16 protein-coding genes are annotated in these 17144 nt (G+C 63.3%); 5 read left to right on the forward strand and 11 right to left on the reverse strand.

The annotated features are described in order from the left end of the window. Positions 1 to 48: 48 nt before the first annotated feature. Together mshA and BJP08_RS10630 are read right to left on the reverse strand one after the other, a co-directional pair. Positions 49 to 1314, reverse strand: coding sequence for a D-inositol-3-phosphate glycosyltransferase (gene mshA / locus BJP08_RS10625; protein WP_071569512.1), 1266 nt, complete (start codon positions 1312 to 1314; stop codon positions 49 to 51). A 13-nt stretch (positions 1315 to 1327) separates the two neighbouring features. Continuing rightward, a complete protein-coding gene (locus BJP08_RS10630; protein ID WP_071569513.1) occupies positions 1328 to 2296 on the reverse strand; it encodes a MinD/ParA family protein in 969 nt (322 codons plus the stop codon). Between the two features lie 128 nt (positions 2297 to 2424). Here BJP08_RS10630 and BJP08_RS10635 point away from each other — a divergent pair, with 128 nt between their 5' ends. Beyond that, positions 2425 to 4122 (forward strand): long-chain-fatty-acid--CoA ligase, encoded by a 1698-nt coding sequence (locus BJP08_RS10635; RefSeq protein WP_071569514.1) that lies wholly within the window; start codon positions 2425 to 2427, stop codon positions 4120 to 4122. A gap of 30 nt (positions 4123 to 4152) precedes the next feature. Next, complete coding sequence (locus tag BJP08_RS10640) at positions 4153 to 5868, forward strand: long-chain-fatty-acid--CoA ligase (protein WP_071569599.1); 1716 nt, start codon at positions 4153 to 4155, stop codon at positions 5866 to 5868. 4 nt (positions 5869 to 5872) lie between these two features. Here the strand turns inward: BJP08_RS10640 and BJP08_RS10645 are convergent, their stop codons facing one another. Next, the gene (locus BJP08_RS10645; protein WP_369816433.1) at positions 5873 to 6844 is read right to left on the reverse strand and encodes a UDP-N-acetylmuramate dehydrogenase; all 972 of its coding nucleotides are present in this window, start codon (positions 6842 to 6844) and stop codon (positions 5873 to 5875) included. Between the two features lie 48 nt (positions 6845 to 6892). On the opposite strand from BJP08_RS10645, the gene BJP08_RS10650 reads away from it, so the two are divergent. From BJP08_RS10650 to BJP08_RS10660, 3 genes are read left to right on the forward strand one after another with little or no spacing between them, the layout of a single operon-like run. After that, positions 6893 to 7369 (forward strand): DUF2505 domain-containing protein, encoded by a 477-nt coding sequence (locus tag BJP08_RS10650; protein WP_071569601.1) that lies wholly within the window; start codon positions 6893 to 6895, stop codon positions 7367 to 7369. After that, complete coding sequence (locus BJP08_RS10655) at positions 7362 to 8180, forward strand: class I SAM-dependent methyltransferase (RefSeq protein WP_071569602.1); 819 nt, start codon at positions 7362 to 7364, stop codon at positions 8178 to 8180. Before BJP08_RS10650 ends, BJP08_RS10655 begins: the two co-directional genes overlap by 8 nt. 5 nt (positions 8181 to 8185) lie before the next feature. After that, on the forward strand, positions 8186 to 8914 hold the full coding sequence (locus tag BJP08_RS10660) for a DUF2993 domain-containing protein (RefSeq protein ID WP_143110102.1): 729 nt from the start codon (positions 8186 to 8188) through the stop codon (positions 8912 to 8914). Here BJP08_RS10660 and BJP08_RS10665 read toward each other — a convergent pair. The 8 genes from BJP08_RS10665 to lpdA all read right to left on the reverse strand — a co-directional run bounded on the left by BJP08_RS10665 (position 8902) and on the right by lpdA (position 17045). Further along, positions 8902 to 9165 (reverse strand): DUF2516 family protein, encoded by a 264-nt coding sequence (locus BJP08_RS10665; RefSeq protein ID WP_369816434.1) that lies wholly within the window; start codon positions 9163 to 9165, stop codon positions 8902 to 8904. The two genes, BJP08_RS10660 and BJP08_RS10665, sit on opposite strands and share 13 nt — an antisense overlap. A gap of 41 nt (positions 9166 to 9206) precedes the next feature. Further along, a complete protein-coding gene (locus BJP08_RS10670; RefSeq protein WP_071569516.1) occupies positions 9207 to 9596 on the reverse strand; it encodes a CGLAU_01105 family protein in 390 nt (129 codons plus the stop codon). A gap of 13 nt (positions 9597 to 9609) precedes the next feature. Then, on the reverse strand, positions 9610 to 10890 hold the full coding sequence (locus BJP08_RS10675) for a DUF445 domain-containing protein (protein ID WP_071569517.1): 1281 nt from the start codon (positions 10888 to 10890) through the stop codon (positions 9610 to 9612). A gap of 71 nt (positions 10891 to 10961) precedes the next feature. Beyond that, the gene (locus BJP08_RS10680; RefSeq protein ID WP_071569518.1) at positions 10962 to 11330 is read right to left on the reverse strand and encodes a hypothetical protein; all 369 of its coding nucleotides are present in this window, start codon (positions 11328 to 11330) and stop codon (positions 10962 to 10964) included. Positions 11331 to 11360: 30 nt separating this feature from the next. Continuing rightward, positions 11361 to 12110 carry a succinate dehydrogenase/fumarate reductase iron-sulfur subunit gene (locus BJP08_RS10685; protein ID WP_071566649.1) on the reverse strand — a complete coding sequence of 250 codons (750 nt, stop codon included), beginning with the start codon at positions 12108 to 12110 and terminating at the stop codon, positions 11361 to 11363. Then, a complete protein-coding gene (locus tag BJP08_RS10690) occupies positions 12110 to 14128 on the reverse strand; it encodes a fumarate reductase/succinate dehydrogenase flavoprotein subunit (RefSeq protein WP_071569519.1) in 2019 nt (672 codons plus the stop codon). Before BJP08_RS10690 ends, BJP08_RS10685 begins: the two co-directional genes overlap by 1 nt. A 22-nt stretch (positions 14129 to 14150) precedes the next feature. Then, the gene (locus BJP08_RS10695) at positions 14151 to 14924 is read right to left on the reverse strand and encodes a succinate dehydrogenase cytochrome b subunit (protein ID WP_071569520.1); all 774 of its coding nucleotides are present in this window, start codon (positions 14922 to 14924) and stop codon (positions 14151 to 14153) included. Between the two features lie 708 nt (positions 14925 to 15632). Further along, the gene (lpdA, locus tag BJP08_RS10700; RefSeq protein ID WP_071569521.1) at positions 15633 to 17045 is read right to left on the reverse strand and encodes a dihydrolipoyl dehydrogenase; all 1413 of its coding nucleotides are present in this window, start codon (positions 17043 to 17045) and stop codon (positions 15633 to 15635) included. Positions 17046 to 17144: the final 99 nt, after the last annotated feature.

Below are 17144 nucleotides of genomic sequence, written 5' to 3' on the forward strand. Positions count from 1 at the left end.
TTAAAATCTCTTGGCCGCAGCCCAAACCGGGCTCCCCCAAACATGCAATTAGCTCCCGATGGCTTTCCGGTCGCAGAGGCCGCGGTCGAAATGGTCGAGGGTGTCCTGGTAGATGCCGGTGAGGTCGTGGGCGCTTTCGCGCCAGCTGAACTTGCTGGCTTGGGCGACGGCGGCTTGGCCCATGGCGATGCGGGTGTCGTCGTCGCGGAGGAGGGTGCCGATGACGTTGGCCCAGTCGACGGGGTCGTGGCTGGGAACGAGGGTGCCGGTTTCACCGTCGGCGACGACGATCGGCAGGCCGCCGACGGCCGCGGCGACGACGGGAGTGCCGGTGGCTTGGGCTTCGACGGCGACGAGGCCGAAGGACTCGTTGTAGCTGGGCACGGCGACGATATCGGCGGCTTGGTACACGTTCACGAGTTCCTGGGGCGGCCGCGGCCCGAGGAAGCGCACGATGTGACCCACGCCTTCTTCCTCGGCGAGGCGCTGGTACGTATCGACGCTCACCCCGCCGCCGGAGGCGCCACCGCAGATGAGGACGCGCAGGGGGTAGTCGACGCCGTCGCGAACGAGTTGGCCGATGGCCCGGATGAGCACCTGCGGGCCCTTGAACTCTTGGAGGCGGCCGACGAAGACGACCACTTTGGCGTGGACGGGGATGCCGAGATGGCGGCGCGACATTTCGGTGTTGCGGTTGGTGCCGGGGGTGTAGAGCTCGGTGTCGGCGCCGGGGGTGACCACGGCGATTTTGCCCGCGTCGACGTCGTAGTGGCGGGACAGCTCGGTGATTTCGTCTTCGGTGTTGACCACGAGGCGGTCGGCGTTGTCCACGAGTTGTTGTTCGCAGATGCGGCGGGCTTCGCTTTCGGAGCTTTCCGCGCCGGACGCGTAGGCGTTTTTGACGGCGGCCCAGGTGTGGCCGGTGTAGATGAGGGGGACGTCGCTAAGTTCGGCGAGGAGCCAGCCGACCTGGCCGGAGAGCCAGTAGTGGGCGTGGATGATGTCGTAGTGGGCGTCGTAAATTCGGCAGAACTGCACGATGCCGCCGGCGAACGTGGCGAGCTGCGTGGGTAGTTCCTCTTTGGGCAGTCCCTCGTAGGGGCCGGCGACGATGTGGATGACCCGGAAGCCCGGCTCAACCTCGGCGATTTGTGGCTGGCTGGGGCGGGTGGCGCGGGTGAACACATCGACTTCGATGCCCTGGCGCGCGAGCTGCTGGGCGATGTTGAGGATGTACACGTTCATCCCCCCGGCGTCCCCGATGCCGGGCTGCTCGAGGGGCGAGGTGTGCATTGAAATCATGGCGACGCGCATGCTCGCCAGCGTATTACATCACGGCGTGGCGGTGCCACGACCCGAAGTCGGCTGCGACGGTCGCGGCGAGCTGCTGGTAGGCGCGCAGAGTGTCGGGCGCGAGGCGGTCCATATCGACGACGGCACCTTCGGCTAGGTGGCGGTCGTATGGGATGGCGTGGACGGCGCGGGTGCGGGCAGCGAAGTGCTCGGTGAGCCGCTCCATATCAATGGTGGGTTTGCCCGGCGCGCCCGCGCTGATGACGACGACGGCGTTGGAGGCGAGCTGGTCGTAGCCGTGGAGGCTGAGCCAGTCGAGGGTGGCTGCGGCGGATTGGGCGCCGTCGAGGGCTGGCGAGGTGACCAGGACGAGCGCGTTGGCGAGGTCGAGGACGCCGGCCATGGCGGAGTGCATGAGGCCGGTGCCGCAGTCGGTGAGGATGACGTTGTAGTGGTGTTGCAGGATGTCGATGGCTTTGCGGTAGTCGAGCTCGGAGAAGGCTTCGCTGACGGCTGGGTCGCGTTCGGAGCCGATGACTTCGAGGCGTGAGCTGGCCTGGTTGGTAAAGGCGCGGACCTGCGGGTATCGCGAGGTGTCCTGCGCGAGCAGGAGGTCGCGGATGGTGGCGGGTGAGTTGGCGGTGGCGCGTTGCGCGAGCGTGCCGAGGTCCGGGTTGGCGTCGATGGCGATGACGCGGTCGCCGCGGGTTTCGGCAAACACCCCTCCGAGGGCGATGGTGGTCGTTGTCTTGCCGACGCCCCCTTTCAGCGACATGACGGCAATCCTGTAGTCGCCGCGCAGGGGTGCGCGGATAGCGTCGATGAGTTCGTCGCGTTCGACTTGGGCCCGGGAGCGTCCCGGGTTAATGCGGCCACGGCTGGCGGTGTGGACGACTTTACGCCAGCCCTGTTTCGGTGGTGCTTTGACGGGATCGACCAGGTTGCTTTGGTCGAGGCCGGTTGGCGGCGTGAGGTCGGTGGTGGCGTCGAAAATTGTGGTCAATGGAATCCCCCCTTGTGTTTCCCCAATGGCTCACGAGCGTACCTGATGTGGAAAACTAGCAAAACCTACCAAACCGTAGGTTATACTTTCCCTCACCTACTTTCGACTAGCTAACAAAAGGAGTGTTTATGGGAGCCTACGAAACCAAAGCCTGGCTTACGCACTACCCCGAATGGACCGACCCGCACCCGATCGTCGGCAGCGACACCCTCGTCAGCCTGTTCAATACCGCCGCAACCACCCACCCGGGCCGCGCAGCCACCTGGTTCATGGGCAAAACACTCACCTACCAAGCCCTCAACGAGCAGGTCAACCGCCTCGCTGCCGCCCTGCAGCACCTCGGCGTCGCACCAGGCGACCGCGTTGTCATCGCGCTGCCGAACTGCCCGCAGCACGTCATCGCCATCACCGCGATCCTGCGCATCGGCGCCGTCGCCATCGAGCACAACCCGCTCTACACCGCCTACGAGCTGGAGAAACAGTTCCTGGACCACGGCGCGCGCGTGGCCATCGTGTTCGACCGGGAGGCCGAGACCTTCCACACGCTGCAGGAAACGACGGCGCTCGAGACGGTCATCGCCGTCAACCTTATCGACGCCATGCCCCGCCACCTGCAGCTCGCCCTGCAGGTGCCCCTCGGGGCCGTGCGCAGCCAGCGCGAGGAACTGCACAAGCCCGCACCGAAGGCGATCTCGTGGGAATCCCTCGTAGCGAAGCCCGCCACACCAACGAACCTGCCGACCATCGCACAGTCCGACACCGCGTTCATCCTGTACACCTCCGGCACCACCGGCACCCCCAAGGGCGTGCCGTTGACGCACGCGAACGTGCTCGCCGTCCTCGCCGCCGGCGCACAGTGGGTGAAGGACTGGGGTGCCGTCAACGAGAAGGTGCTCGCCATCTTGCCGATGTTCCACATCTACGGCCTGGCCCTGAACTACGGGTTCCCGCTGACCGTCGCCGGTCAGATCGTGCTGGTGCCCGCGCCGAAGCCGAAGCTCTACCAGCAGGCCATCCTCAAGACTCGCCCCACGCTGCTGCCCGGCGTGCCGCTGCTGTATGAGCGGATTGCGCAGTGGGCCGTCGAGAAGAATGTGGACCTCTCCTCCTTCCACAGCTCAATCTCTGGCGCCGCAACCCTCCCCGAGAGCACCATTGAACTGTGGGAACGGGTCACCGGCGGCCAGCTCGTTGAAGGCTACGGGCTCACCGAGACCTCCCCGTGCCTGTGCGGCAACCCCCTCGACGGCAACCGGCGCCCCGGCTACATCGGCGTGCCGTTCCCCAACACCGACATCCGCATCGCCAACCCGGACAACCCCAGCGAAACCATGCCCGACGGCGAGCCGGGCGAACTGCTCGCGCGCGGCCCGCAGGTCTTCTCCGGCTACCTCAACAACCCCGAGGCCACCGAGCAAGCATTCCACGACGGCTGGTTCCGCACCGGCGACATGGCCGTCATGGAGCCCGATGGCTTCATCCGCCTGGTGGCGCGCATCAAGGAAATCATCATCACCGGCGGCTTTAACGTCTATCCGGACGAGGTCGAGGAGGCCGTACGCTCGCACCCGGACGTCGAGGACGTCGCCGTCGTCGGCCGCCCCCGCGAAGACGGTTCCGAAGACGTCGTTGCCTGCGTCACCCTTCGCGACGGCGCCCCGCTCGATCCGGAAGGGCTGAAGGAGCACGCGCGCCAACGCCTCACCCGCTACAAGGTGCCGCGCACCTTCTACCACTTCGAGGACTTGAACCGGGACCAGACCGGCAAGGTCCGGCGCCGCGCGGTGCAGCAAGAATTGGTGGCCATGCTGCAGCCCACCCAATAGGTTACGGTAGCGTAGGGTAGTGCCATGACCTTGGACGCAAACACCACAAAGCCATGGCTGCAGTACTACCCCGACTGGACCGAGCACTCGCTCGAGTACGGGTTCACCACGCTGCCAGGCATCTACGACGACAACCTGGCACGCAACGCCGACAAGCCAGCAACCAGGTTCTTCGGCCGCTCCATGACCTACGGCGAGTTGGACAAGGAAGTCCGCCGGGCCGCCGCCGGGCTCAAGGCCTTCGGCGTGCGCAAGGGTGACCGCGTGGCCATCCTGCTGCCGAACTGCCCACAGCACGTCATCGCCTTCTTCGCGGTGCAGAAGCTTGGGGGCGTCGTCGTCGAGCACAACCCGCTGTACACCGCGAACGAGCTTCGCCCGCAGTTCCAGAACCACGGTGCGCGCGTGGCCATCGCGTGGGACAAGGCGGCGGACACCCTCGAGGCGCTGCGCACCACCACGGACCTGGAGACGGTCATCTCCGTCGACATGACCAAGGCGATGCCGAAGCTGCAGCAGCTCGCGCTGCGCATCCCGATCGCGAAGATCCGCAAGGCGCGCGAGCAGCTCACCGTGCAAAGCTCCAACACCGTACTCAAGACGGTGCCGTGGGAGACGCTACTCGGCTCCGCCATCGGCGGCGAGGGCGACGACCTCACCACCGAAGCAGATATCTCCCCCGAAGACCCAGCCCTCATCCTCTACACCTCCGGCACCACCGGGGAACCCAAGGGCGCCGTGCTCTCCCACAAGAACCTGCACGCGAACGCATGGCAGGGCGTCGCCTGGGTCAAGGACCTGCAATCCAAGGACCAGCAGCGCATGCTGGCCACCCTGCCGTTCTTCCACGCCTACGGTCTCACGTTTTCGCTCACGCTCACGGTGCTCATCGGCTCCGAGGTCGACCTGCTCCCGGCGCCAAAGATGGACCTCATCATGGGCTCCATCAAGAAGTTCAAGCCCACATTCATCCCCGGCGTGCCCACCGTATTCGAGCGAATTATCGACGCCGCCAACAACGAAGGCCTCAACATCGACGGCGTCAACACCGGTTTCTCGGGTGCAGCCTCCCTACCCGTCGAGACGATCGAGGCGTGGGAGCGCGTCACCCACGGCCGCCTCGTCGAAGGCTACGGACTGACCGAGACCTCCCCGATCCTGGTCGGCAACCCTGGCACCGCGGACCGCCGCGCCGGCTACATCGGCATCCCCTTCCCCGACACCGAGATCCGCATCGTCAACCCCGACAACCTGGACGAGGACATGCCCTACGGCGAGCCCGGCGAGATCCTCGCCCGCGGCCCACAAGTTTTCAACGGCTACCTCAACAACCCCGAAGCCACCGAGCATGCCTTCCACGACGGTTGGTTCTGCACCGGCGACCTCGGCGTCATGGAGGAGGACGGCTTCATCAAGCTGGTCTCCCGCCTCAAGGAGCTCATCATCACTGGCGGGTTCAACGTCTACCCCGCCGAGGTGGAAACGGTGATGCGCACCCACCCCGATGTTGTCGACGTCGCCGTCGTCGGCCGCCCCCGCGAGGACGGCTCCGAAGACGTCGTCGCCTGCGTCACGCTACGCGACGGCGCCCCACTCGACCCGGAGGGCCTGAAAGACTTCGCGCGCAAGAACCTCACCCGCTACAAGGTGCCGCGCACCTTCTACCACTTCGAGGAACTACCGAAGGACCAGCTGGGCAAGCTGTCGCGCCGCAAGGTGCAGGAGGAGCTCCTGTCCCGCCTGTAGGTGATTAGATCGACATCCCGACCCACACCGGCTCCGGCACTAGCCGGACGCCGAAGGCGCGCTCCACGCCGGCCTGCACGTCGCGGGCCAGGGCCACGATGTCGTCGGCCTTGGCGTTGCCCCGGTTGGTCAGCGCCAGGGTGTGCTTGGTGGACAGGCGGGCCGGGGCGTGCTCGCCGGGGTAGCCGCGGGGGAACCCGGCGCGCTCGATGAGCCAGGCGGCGGACAGTTTCACGCGGCCGTCCTCCTGTGGGTAGCGCGGCATCCCCTCAATACCGATCGCATCTGCGACCGAGGCGTCCACCACCGGGTTCGTGAAGAACGAGCCCGCGGACCAGGTGTCGTGGTCGGCTGAGTCGAGCACCATGCCCTTCGCCCGGCGCGTCTCCAGGACTGACTCGCGCGCCTCCGCGAGGGGGACCCGCTTGCCGCCGAGGTGGCGCAGCGGCGCCGACAGGTCCGACTTGGTCAGCTTCAACTCGATCTCGAGGACCACGGCGCGGTGGGTGAACTTCAGGTTGGAGTAGCGGTACGCCAGCTCCAGGGACTCCGGGGTCACCCATTCGTCCACGCCGGTTTCTCGGTTCCACAGGCGGACGCGGTGCAGCACGTCGGCGATCTCGGCGCCGTAGGCCCCCACGTTCTGCACCGGGGTGGCCCCAGCGGAGCCTGGGATGCCGGACAGGGCCTCAATGCCCGCCAGGCCGTGCTCCACGGCGTAGGCAACCACGTCGTCCCACACGGTGCCGGCGCCGACGCGGAACAGGGCGTCGTCGAGAAGCTTGATGCCGGCGTTGCGCACGAGTACCGCCGTAACCCCTTGCGGGCCGTCAGCAACGACAAGGTTGGAGCCGCCGCCCACGATGAGCAGTGGCGTGCCCGCGGCGTCGAGGCGCGCGACCGTCGCTGCGAGGTCCTCGGCGGTGTCGCAGCGGATCACATCGGCGGGGGTGCCACCGACGCGCAGAGTTGTCATTGAGGCAAAAGATGTATCAGACACCCCATCAACGGTAGTCTGTTCACTATGACTGCACGTAGTGAAATCACCGTAACCATCAACCACCCTGCGCAGAAGGTGCGCGACGCCTTCGCGAGCAAGGAGTACTGGGAGTTCATCGCGGAGAAGCTGTCGCCGGAACCAGGCCAGCTTCACGAGTTCGACGGCTCCACCGCCGTCCTCTTTGAGATTCTGCCCAAGTCCATCCTGCCTGAGGCTGCGCAGGCCATGATTTCGCAGGACCTGAAGCTGAAGCGCACCGTTAACACCGGCGAAGACCCGATCACCTTCACCGGAGACGTCAAGGGCACCCCGGTGGACTTCGGCGGCGAGATCACGCTGACCGACAACGGCGACACCACTTCCCTGGCCTACGACAACGAGGCCAAGGTAGACATCCCATTCATGGGCGCTGCGCTGGAGCCGAAGGTTGCTGAGGCGCTCGAGGAGATCGTCGAAAATGAGGCGAAGCTCACCGAGGAATGGATCTCCAACAATCTCTAAGCACCACCACAATCTGCGCTCGCAGGCGGGGCCCGGGCAGCCCTACGGGGTGATCACCCGGGGCACGACCGGCATCAATCGGCTGCGGCGCTGCGATCGCTGGACCCGCCACAACGCGCGGGTCATTTCGCTTTTGCGCGAGGGGCGCCCGCTGGCGCTCGACGTCGGCTACGGCGCCTCCCACACCACCACCTGCGAGTGGGCTGGCTGGCTGCGGCGCATCAACCCCGACGTCGAGGTCGTCGGCTTGGAGATCAACCCCGAACGGGTCCTCCCGCTGCGCGACGGCGTCCGCTTCGAGCTCGGCGGCTTCGAGCTCGCCGGCTACCGGCCACATCTGGTGCGCGCGTTCAACGTGCTGCGCCAGTACGACGTCGCGGAAGTGCCCGACGTGTGGCGCACCGTCACGTCCAAGCTCGCCCCCGGAGGTCTCTTCATCGAGGGCACCTGCGACGAGCTCGGCCGCCGCAGCACCTGGGTACTTCTCGACGCCACCGGCCCCCAAACACTCACCCTGTCCTGGGACCCATTCGACATTTCGACGCCCAGCGACCTCGCCGAACGCCTACCGAAGGCGCTCATTCACCGCAACGTCCCCGGCGAACCCATCCATGACTTTCTTCGCGACGCCGACTCCGCCTGGGAACACGCCGCCGGCTGGGAACCGCACGGGCCTCGGGTGCGGTGGCGCCACGCCCGCGAGGCGCTGGCCCGCGACTGGCCGATCACCCCGGTACGCCGCCGTCTCAGCGACAACACCGTCACCGTCGACTGGGCGGCTGTAGCGCCCCGGGGTGAGTCGCTACACTAGTGCGCATGAAAACCGTCTGGAAAGTCCTGATCGGCATCCTCGCCGCCATCCTGGTCCTGTTCATCGCCGCCGAAGCCGGCACACGTGCGTACATCGGCAACCAGATGCGTGACCAAGCACCGGAGGGCACCGAGGTTTCCTTCGGCGCTTCCCCGCTGACGCTCGGCATGTTGAGCGGCACCATCCCCCACATCACGGTGACCACACCTTCCACGCTGGTGGTCAACGGCGACGACACCACCGGCCAGCCGGCCTCCACCGTGGAGATGGACTCCATCAAGGTTGACGCCAGCGGCCAATCCATCGCGGACACCCTCACCGCCACCACCGAAGTCCCGAGCGAGTTCGTGCGCGCAACGCTGAACAAGCAACTGCATCAGAGCATCGACAACGACTTTTTCTCCGCGCTCATTAACGTGTCCGAGGTGACCACCTCCCCCGAGGACGGCACTTTCACCGTCGAGTTCAGCGGCGGCGCCGCGGCGGTTTCCCTGCGCCCCGTCATCGACGAGGCCGGCGAGTTCTCTGTCCAGGCGGTCGACACTTCTCTGTTCGGCAACACGCTGCCGGACGAGATCTCCTCAGCGCTCACTGACGCGCTCACCAACGGCGTGGCCGAATACACCGACCAGGCGATGCGCATCACCGGCTTCGACGTCGTCCCCGGTGGCCTCCGCGTCACGATGCAGGGCCACAACGTGGACTTCGCCGAACTCCAGGCCTACCAGCCGTAGTTCCCCCGCAAAATGTTATTGATCTGCGGCCGAACATCGAAGAAATACACACCGATGGCGACCGCACCAATCCACGCCACGAACGGCAACGACAGTATGCAGGCAATCGCGGAACCAGCCAGAATGGCCACCCACGTGCGCTTCGACTGACGCCCTGCCGCCTCGAAGGCGTCCGGGCGCGTCGACGCCACCATCACCGCCCCCACAATGCCCGCGATGGCCAGCACCCAAAACAGCAGCGCGTTCGCCATCACAGGCAGCGACATGATCAGCTGCTCAGCAGACAGCGACATTACTTCTTGCCGCCCAGGTCAGCGATGCGCTCCTGCACACGCGCAACCACGGACTCGATGCGCTGCTTCGCGTCATCAGCGTCAATGTTGCCGAACGCGTCGCGGATCTCCTCAGCGACCAGCTTGAGAGCGTCCTTCGCCTCGTCGGCCTCGGTGGAGTCGCCGATGTTGCGCACGATGGACTCAGCGTCGCTCGCGAAGGAGGACACGGCGTCCTTGAGCTCCTTGTCGTCGCCCGCACCATCGAACGTGCTGCGCGCATTGTCGACAGCCTGCTTCAGCTGCTCAGTCACATCGCCACCCAGCTTGCCGACGGCCTCCCCGACCGACTGCCCAGCAACCAGCAACGCATCCGCAATATCGCGCAGACCAGAATTCTTCTCAGACATAATCCTTCTCCTTTTAGAAAAACAACAACTGTGACACAGCGTATATAACAAGTCCGGCCAATGCACCCACGATCGTGCCGTTCACGCGGATGTACTGCAGGTCCTTGCCCACCATCAGCTCGATCTTCTCGGCGGCTTCCTGCCCGTCCCACTTCTGAATCGTCTCCGAAATGATCCCGACGATCTGCCCCGCGCCGTTCTCCGCCGCGAAGTGCGTCCACTTTCGCAGGTTGCGCTCGGCCGCCTCACGTGTCTCGGGTTCGTTGACCAGCTTTTCGCCCCACTCGTGCACCGTCAGCGCAATCTTTCGACGCACCATGCTCTCCGGGTCCGACGCCGACTCAATAATCGCCGCCGACACCTGCCCCCACAGCCCAGCGGCCGCGTTCTGCACCGCGTTCGACGCCATCACGTCCGCCTTCAGCTCCTCCACGCGGGTGATCATGGCACCGTCGAACTGTAGGTCCTGCGCGAACTGGTTGATTTGGCGTCGAATAGCTCGGCGAGCCTCGTGGTCCTTGTCCTTATCGACGTCCGCCATGAACGCCACCAGCTCGTTATAGACCTTCGCGCCGACCAGCTCCTTGGCGAACTTCGGTGCCCAAGCGGGCATCCGCTCGTCGATGGTGCGGACGATCGCGTCCTCCATGCCTGCGAGGCGCTCGTTGCCCCAGGCAACGATGTCGTCAACCAACGGCTCGATCTTGCCATCCGCGATGAATCCCTCCAACGCGCGCCCGATCGGCGGGCCCCAGATCGGCTCCGCGAAGCGGTCAATCACCTGCGCGTTGAGGAACTCCTCCGCCTCCGCGGGGTCGACCGCCTCGACAGCCTTGACCGTAAACTTGCCGACCTCCTCCGATACCCGCTTCGCGTTCTTCTCCAGTGATAACCACTTTCCGGCACGCTCCGGGATCCCCGCCGCCATCACCTTCTCCGTGATGGTCTCCGCGTTCAGGAAGTTCTCGCTGACAAACTCGCTGAGCGCGTCAGCCACCTGGTCCTTCTTGTTCGGCACCAGGGCCGTGTGTGGGATCGGCAGGCCCATCGGGTGCTTAAAAATCGCAGCGACTGCGAACCAGTCCGCCAACCCACCAACCATGCCGGCCTCCGCTGCCGCACGCACGTACCCCACCCACAGCGGTGCCGTGCCCTGCGACTGCCACCACGAGCACGACAAAAAGATCACAGCCATCAGCCCCAACAGGGCCGTCACCCCGATCTTGTACTTCCGCAGCGTTCTGCGACGCTGTTCATCCGCCTCGGTGAGCTCCATTAACGCGTGTGTAGCCATGCACTTGATTAAAGCAAAAATCTCCCCGCCACCACACCGAGCGTGGTAACGGGGAGACCTGGAGGTAGCCGCTAATTGACGCGACCGGTTTGCTCACGGTACTGACGGTAGCCCGCGCGGCCCTTCACAATCAGGACAACGCCGAGGACAAGCGTCACAACCGCCTCTACGAGGCCGCACAGGATGAGCTGTCTGCTGAGCTCAGCAGACGCGCCGTACCCGTACGTGCCAACAGTTGCACCCCAGATGGCGAGCCCCATACCGAACAGTGATGCCAAAATCAGGCCCATTGCCACCCACGTAGAGTAACGCAGCAGCGAAGAGTGCGGCGCAGAGTACGACACCGGGTCGTAGCCTTCGACGTACAGGTCCTGAATCTTGCCCTCGTACTCAGGGAACGATTCACTGCGGATATCAGCTACAGCATGTTGGGACGCCATCGTTGTTTCCTTCCTCGTTTACGTTTCGTTTTAGTCGTCGCCGCCACGGACTGCCGCGCGGACGCGCTCGGCGTTGATCGCGCCAACCGCATCCAGCGGGATGCCTGCAGGGCAGACGTCTGCGCACTCGCCGTACAGGGAGCAAGGACCGAAGTTGGTTTCCAACTCATCGATCATCTTGCGTGCACGACGGCTGCGCTCCAGCTTGCCCAGTGGCAGCAGCTTCAAGTGCTTCAGCTTAGCACCAGTGAACAGGTGCGCGGCGCCATTCGGGCACGCAGCCACACAAGCGCCACAGCCAATGCAGGCCGCGTAGTCGAGCGCAAGCTCCGAGTCGTGGTGGTTGACGGACAGGGTGTCTGCGTCCGGGGCGGTACCCGGGAAGACGGAGACGTAGCCGCCCTGCTGCATCACGCGGTCGAGCGCGGAGCGGTCAACCACGAGGTCCTTGATGACCGGGAACACAGCGGAACGGAACGGCTCAATCTTGAGGGTGTCGCCGTCGTTGTAGTTCACCAGGCGCTGCAGACATGCAGGGACGTTCTGGTCCGCACCGTGTGGGCGACCGTTGATGGTCAAACCACAGGTACCGCAGATGCCCTCGCGGCAGTCAGAAGCGTAGGTGAAAGGCTCCTTGCCTTCCTCAACAAATTGGTTGTTGACGTGGTCAAGCAGCTCCAGGATGGACATCTGCTCAACTGCGTCCGGCACCTCGACGGTCTCGAAGTGGCCTTCAGTATCGGGTCCGGCCTGACGCCAGATCTCAAGTGTCAGTTTCATTACTTGTAGTTCCTCGTCATCAGTGGGATCGAATCGAAGTACAGTGGCTCGGCGTGACGCACGAACTGGTCGTTGCCCACGGTCTCCCATGCGGAGACGAAGCACCAGTTCTCGTCGTCACGCGCAGCCTCGCCGTCTTCGGTGAGGTGGTCCATGCGGTAGTGAGCGCCACAGGACTCGTCGCGGTCAAGTGCGTCAATGCACATCAGCTCGCCGAGGTTGATGTAGTCAACCAGGCGAAGCGCAGCCTCGAGCACCTGGTTCATCTCGTCAGCACGGCCTGGGATGTGCAGGTTCGCCCAGAAGTCGTCACGCAGGGCACGGATCTTGTCGATGCCCTCGCGCAGGCTGTCTGCGGTACGTGCCACGCCACAGTGCAGGTACAGAATCTCGCCCAGCTTGATGTGGTAGTACTCCGGACCGTGTGGGTCGGAGCCCTTGATGTTCATCAGGCTGTCAATACGCTTCTGCGCACGCTGCACGGCTTCGACAGATGCCGGAGCATCCTCTGCGTACACCGGCTCGTTCAGGTGATCCGCCAGGTAGTTCGGCACCGTGAACGGAATGGTGAACCAGCCGTCAACCGATGCGGACAGCAGCGAGTTCGCGCCCAGGCGGTTCGCGCCGTGGTAGGTCCAGGAGCACTCGCCTGCTGCGAAGAGGCCGTCGATAGACGTCATCTCGTTGAAGTCGGTCCACAGGCCACCCATGGAGAAGTGCACCGTCGGTGCAATGCGCATCGGAGCCTTGTATGGGTTCTCGCCGGTGGAATCCTCGTACATCTCGAAGAGGTTGCCGTAACGCTCACGGATAGTGTCCTCGCCAAGGCGCGCGATGGAGTCCTTGAAGTCCAGGTACGCCGAGTTGTGCAGCGGGCCAACACCGAAACCAGCGTTCAGCTGCTGCGAAATAGCACGGGACGCAACGTCACGCGGCACGAGGTTACCGAACGCCGGGTAGCGACGCTCCAGGAAGTAATCGCGCTCGTCCTCTGGAATGGTGTTCGGGTCGCGGTCGTCGCCCTTTTCCTTCGGGGTCCAAATGCGGCCGTCGTTACGCAGAGACTCGGACATCAGCGTCGTCTTCGACTGCCAGCTCGCGTTCAACGGCAGGCCAGTCGGGTGGAACTGAATGAACGCCGGCGAAGCCAGGTACGCACCAAGCTCGTGCGCACGCATCATCGCGGAAGAGTTCGAGTTCTTCGCCAACGTCGTCTTGTGGTACACGTTGCCGTAACCGCCGGTACCCAGCACAACAGCGTGGCCGGTGAACGGGGTCAGGGAGCCGTCAATCAGGTTGCGGGTAACAATACCGCGGCAACGCTTCTTGCCGTCTTCCTCAGTAATGATCAGATCGATCAGGTCGTTGTGCGTGAAGATCTCAACGTTGCCCAGGTGGATCTGACGCTGCAGCGCCGAAGCGGTGGACAGCTGCAGCTGCTGGCCCGTTTGGCCACGGGTGTAGTAGGTACGGGAGACCTGCACGCCACCGAAGGAACGGGTAGCCAACGCTCCGCCGTACTCACGCGCAAACGGGGCACCAATAGCGTTCATGTGGTCAATGACGCGGACCGACTCGACAGCCAAGCGCCAGCAGTCAGCCTCACGGCAGCGGTAGTCGCCACCCTTCACGGTGTCCTTCACGTGGCGGTACGCGCCGTCGTTATCAACCTTCTTGCCGCGGGCGGCGTTGACGCCACCCTGCGCTGCGATGGAGTGTGCACGACGAGGAGCGTCATGGTACGTGAAAACCTGTACCTGATAGCCCAACTCGCCCAACGCGGCAGCAGAAGCACCGGCAGCCAAGCCCGTGCCCACAACGAGCACCTTAAACTTGCGACGGTTCAGCGGGGACACCAGCTGCATGTGGTCCTTCTGGTACTCCCACATGTCCTTCATCCGCACCTTGTGGCGGTCCGGCATCGCATTATCAAGAATGCGGCCAATGGTGACGCCAGGAGCCGAGGACTCCGGCTGGCGGAACACCTCGTCCTGCGTCTGGTTCAAAGAGGTAGTCATTAAAGTTTCTCCTAATCAGCCGTTAGCGGGTGTATCCCGGGATAAGCCCAGCCATAATGGCCAGTGGCATGATGACATTTCCAAGAACAACGATGAACGGCAGTACGTACCCCAACACGACCATCACGCCACGTCCACGCTCGCCGAGCCATCCAAGGTCAGAAACCGCCAGGTACACACCGTGCGTCAGGTGCAGCAGCAGCGCCAGCATGGCAACCACATAGAACAAGGTCACGTACCAACGCTCCGGAGCGAAGGTTGCAATCAGGTTGTCACGAACATTGCCATGAACGAACTGCTCAGAAGCAACAACAGTGCCCGCAGTCAGATCCAGAATGTGGAAGACAATGAACAGCAGCAAGATAACGCCGGTCACCAGCATCCAACGCGTAGCGGTGGACTGCCAGCCCCCCATCAGGTTCGTGCGCTTGAACGTACCGCGCGACTCGGCGGAGCGCTTCTTCAGAGCAAACGCACCATACACGTGCAGGATCAGGCAGGTCAGCAGCACGATACGGAGAATCCACAGGAATCCCCCACGTGGGAACAGCGGCTCACCGAACGTACGGAACCACTCGCCGTAGTCATCAATGTGTGCGCCGCCATCAGCCTTAAGCGGCATAAAAATTTTCAGGTTGCCCACCATGTGAACAAGCAGGAAAAGCCCGAAGATGAGGCCAGTGATGGCCATTTCAAGCTTTACTACCCACGTTGGGATCCCTGGCCGCTCTCGTAGCGGCTCCTCAGTAATTTTTCCGTGACGAATTGCTTCACGGTCTGTTTTTTGTACAGTCATGGCACCTCCAGTGTCACAACCACTCTAGGCACCAATCTTCACTATTGCCTAGTCAGAGCATGTTTCTTTAGCGCATTTCCCTTCGAAAATTTCCCTCCTGAACGCGCTTGGAAAATTTTCGGCATTTTTGACATGGCGACACCCTGCATATATACAGTATGAGAACAAACCAAGGTAAACCTAATTTGTGATATTACTCACTGGCAATCTTTAACGTCTATAAAATCTCGCAATTACCCCCAAAGGTCGGTAGTCAAGAGTTCGCGTCAAACACCAGAAAATGCGGACGTTAGGGGCACTCTTCCCACCCCGTCAGCGCGCCTCAGAACTTGCCTCCAGTGGTACGCCTTAAACACCTCGACCGGAGCAAAAAACTTGCCTGGCCCGGCGTGGCGCCCGCTCCCTTCCGGAAAGTTCCCCGGCTCACCCGTAAACGGGGAACAATCTTTGTAGACATCCGTCGCGACCTGGGGAAACACCACGGTTGGTCGACGGGAACCAGCTTCAGGCTCAAAATGGTTCCCCGGCCCGGGAACTTTTTCAGCCCGCGGGCCAGCCGGCCGGGCCGAAACCGGAGCGGGGCGACCGAGGCGAAGGACATCCAGGGACGGACCGAAGCAAGTAAGCACGCAAACCCGCCCCAAGCAGTGCAAAACCCGGCCTCACCGAAAAGCGGGACCGGGCGTCGAGAAGCGTGAGAAGAAAAAGCTACAGGTTGATCATGTGGCCTTCAATGCCGTGGGCCGCTTCCTTGAGCACCTCAGACAGGGTTGGGTGGATGTGGATGGAACGGGCGATTTCGCCGGCGGTGAGGTCGAAACGCTGGGCGAGGACAACCTCTGGCAGCAGCTCGGCGACGTTGGCGCCAACCAGATGAGCGCCGAGGATCTCGCCATACTCTGCGTCGGCGACGATCTTGCCGAAGCCCGCGGTCTCCGCCAGGCCCACCGCCTTGCCGTTCGCGGAGAACGGGAAGGTCGCGACCTTGATTTCGCGGTCTGGCCACTTCTCCTTCGCCTGCTCCTCGGTGTAGCCCATGGAGGCGACCTGAGGGTTACAGAAGGTGGCGCGCGGCGTCATCATGTAGTCCTCGATTTCGAGGGTTTCGGCACCGGCGATGGTTTCGGCGGCGATGATGCCCTGCGCCTCCGCAACGTGCGCGAGCTGCAGCTTCGCGGTGACGTCGCCGATGGCGTAGATGCCGTCGACGTTGGTGCGCATGCGGTCGTCGATAGCGATGGCGCCACGCTCCGTGAGCTCGACGCCGGCCTTGTCCAGGCCGTAGCCCTCGACACGCGGTGCGAAGCCGACGGAAATCATGACACGGTCAACGGTGAGCGTCTCGGTCTCATCGGTGCCATTCTTCTTGACGTCCACCTCGACCGAATCGCCGTTATCGCGCACGGCAGTGGTTGCGTGGCCGGTCATAAGCTTCACACCGAGCTTCTTGTACGCCTTCGCGATTTCCTTGGACACATCCTTGTCCTCGTTCGGCAGGACGCGGTCCATGTACTCGATAACGGTGACGTCCACCCCGTAGTTGGACAGCACGTAGGCGAACTCCATACCGATAGCGCCCGCACCCACAATGACCATGGACTTCGGGGCGTCTTCGTTGAGGATCTGCTCCTCGAAGGAGACGACGTTCTTGCTCAGCTCGATGCCTGGCAGGGTACGCACGACGGAGCCGGTCGCGATGATGCAGTTGTCGAAGGTGACGGTTGTGCCCTTGTCGTCGCCTTCGGTGATCTCGATCGTGTTGGAGTCGGTGAAGGATCCAAGACCGTGGATTTCCTGGATCTTGTTCTTCTTCATCAAGTAATGCACGCCGCCGACGATCTTCTCGGAGACCTTGCGGGAGCGCTTATGGGCGTCTGCGTAATCGAATTCGACATCACCCTTGATGCCGAACGTCTTCGCCTCATGGTTAAAAATGTGGGCGATCTCCGCGTTCTTAATCAACGACTTCGACGGGATACAGCCAACGTTGAGGCACACACCTCCCCAGTACTGCTTCTCAATCACCGCAACCTTCAGGCCAAGCTGCGATGCTCTGATGGCGGCGACATAGCCACCAGGGCCAGCGCCGAGGACAACAACGTCATAATGCTCTTTAGTCACGTCCCATAGGATACGTGGCCTGTAACGATTTCGCCTCAATATCGGACACTTTAATAGAATGCCTGAAGGATCCCCTTCACCACCTACGAATAGTTGAGG

The sequence above is a fragment of the Corynebacterium sp. NML140438 genome (assembly GCF_001875725.1).
GTDB lineage: Bacteria > Actinomycetota > Actinomycetes > Mycobacteriales > Mycobacteriaceae > Corynebacterium.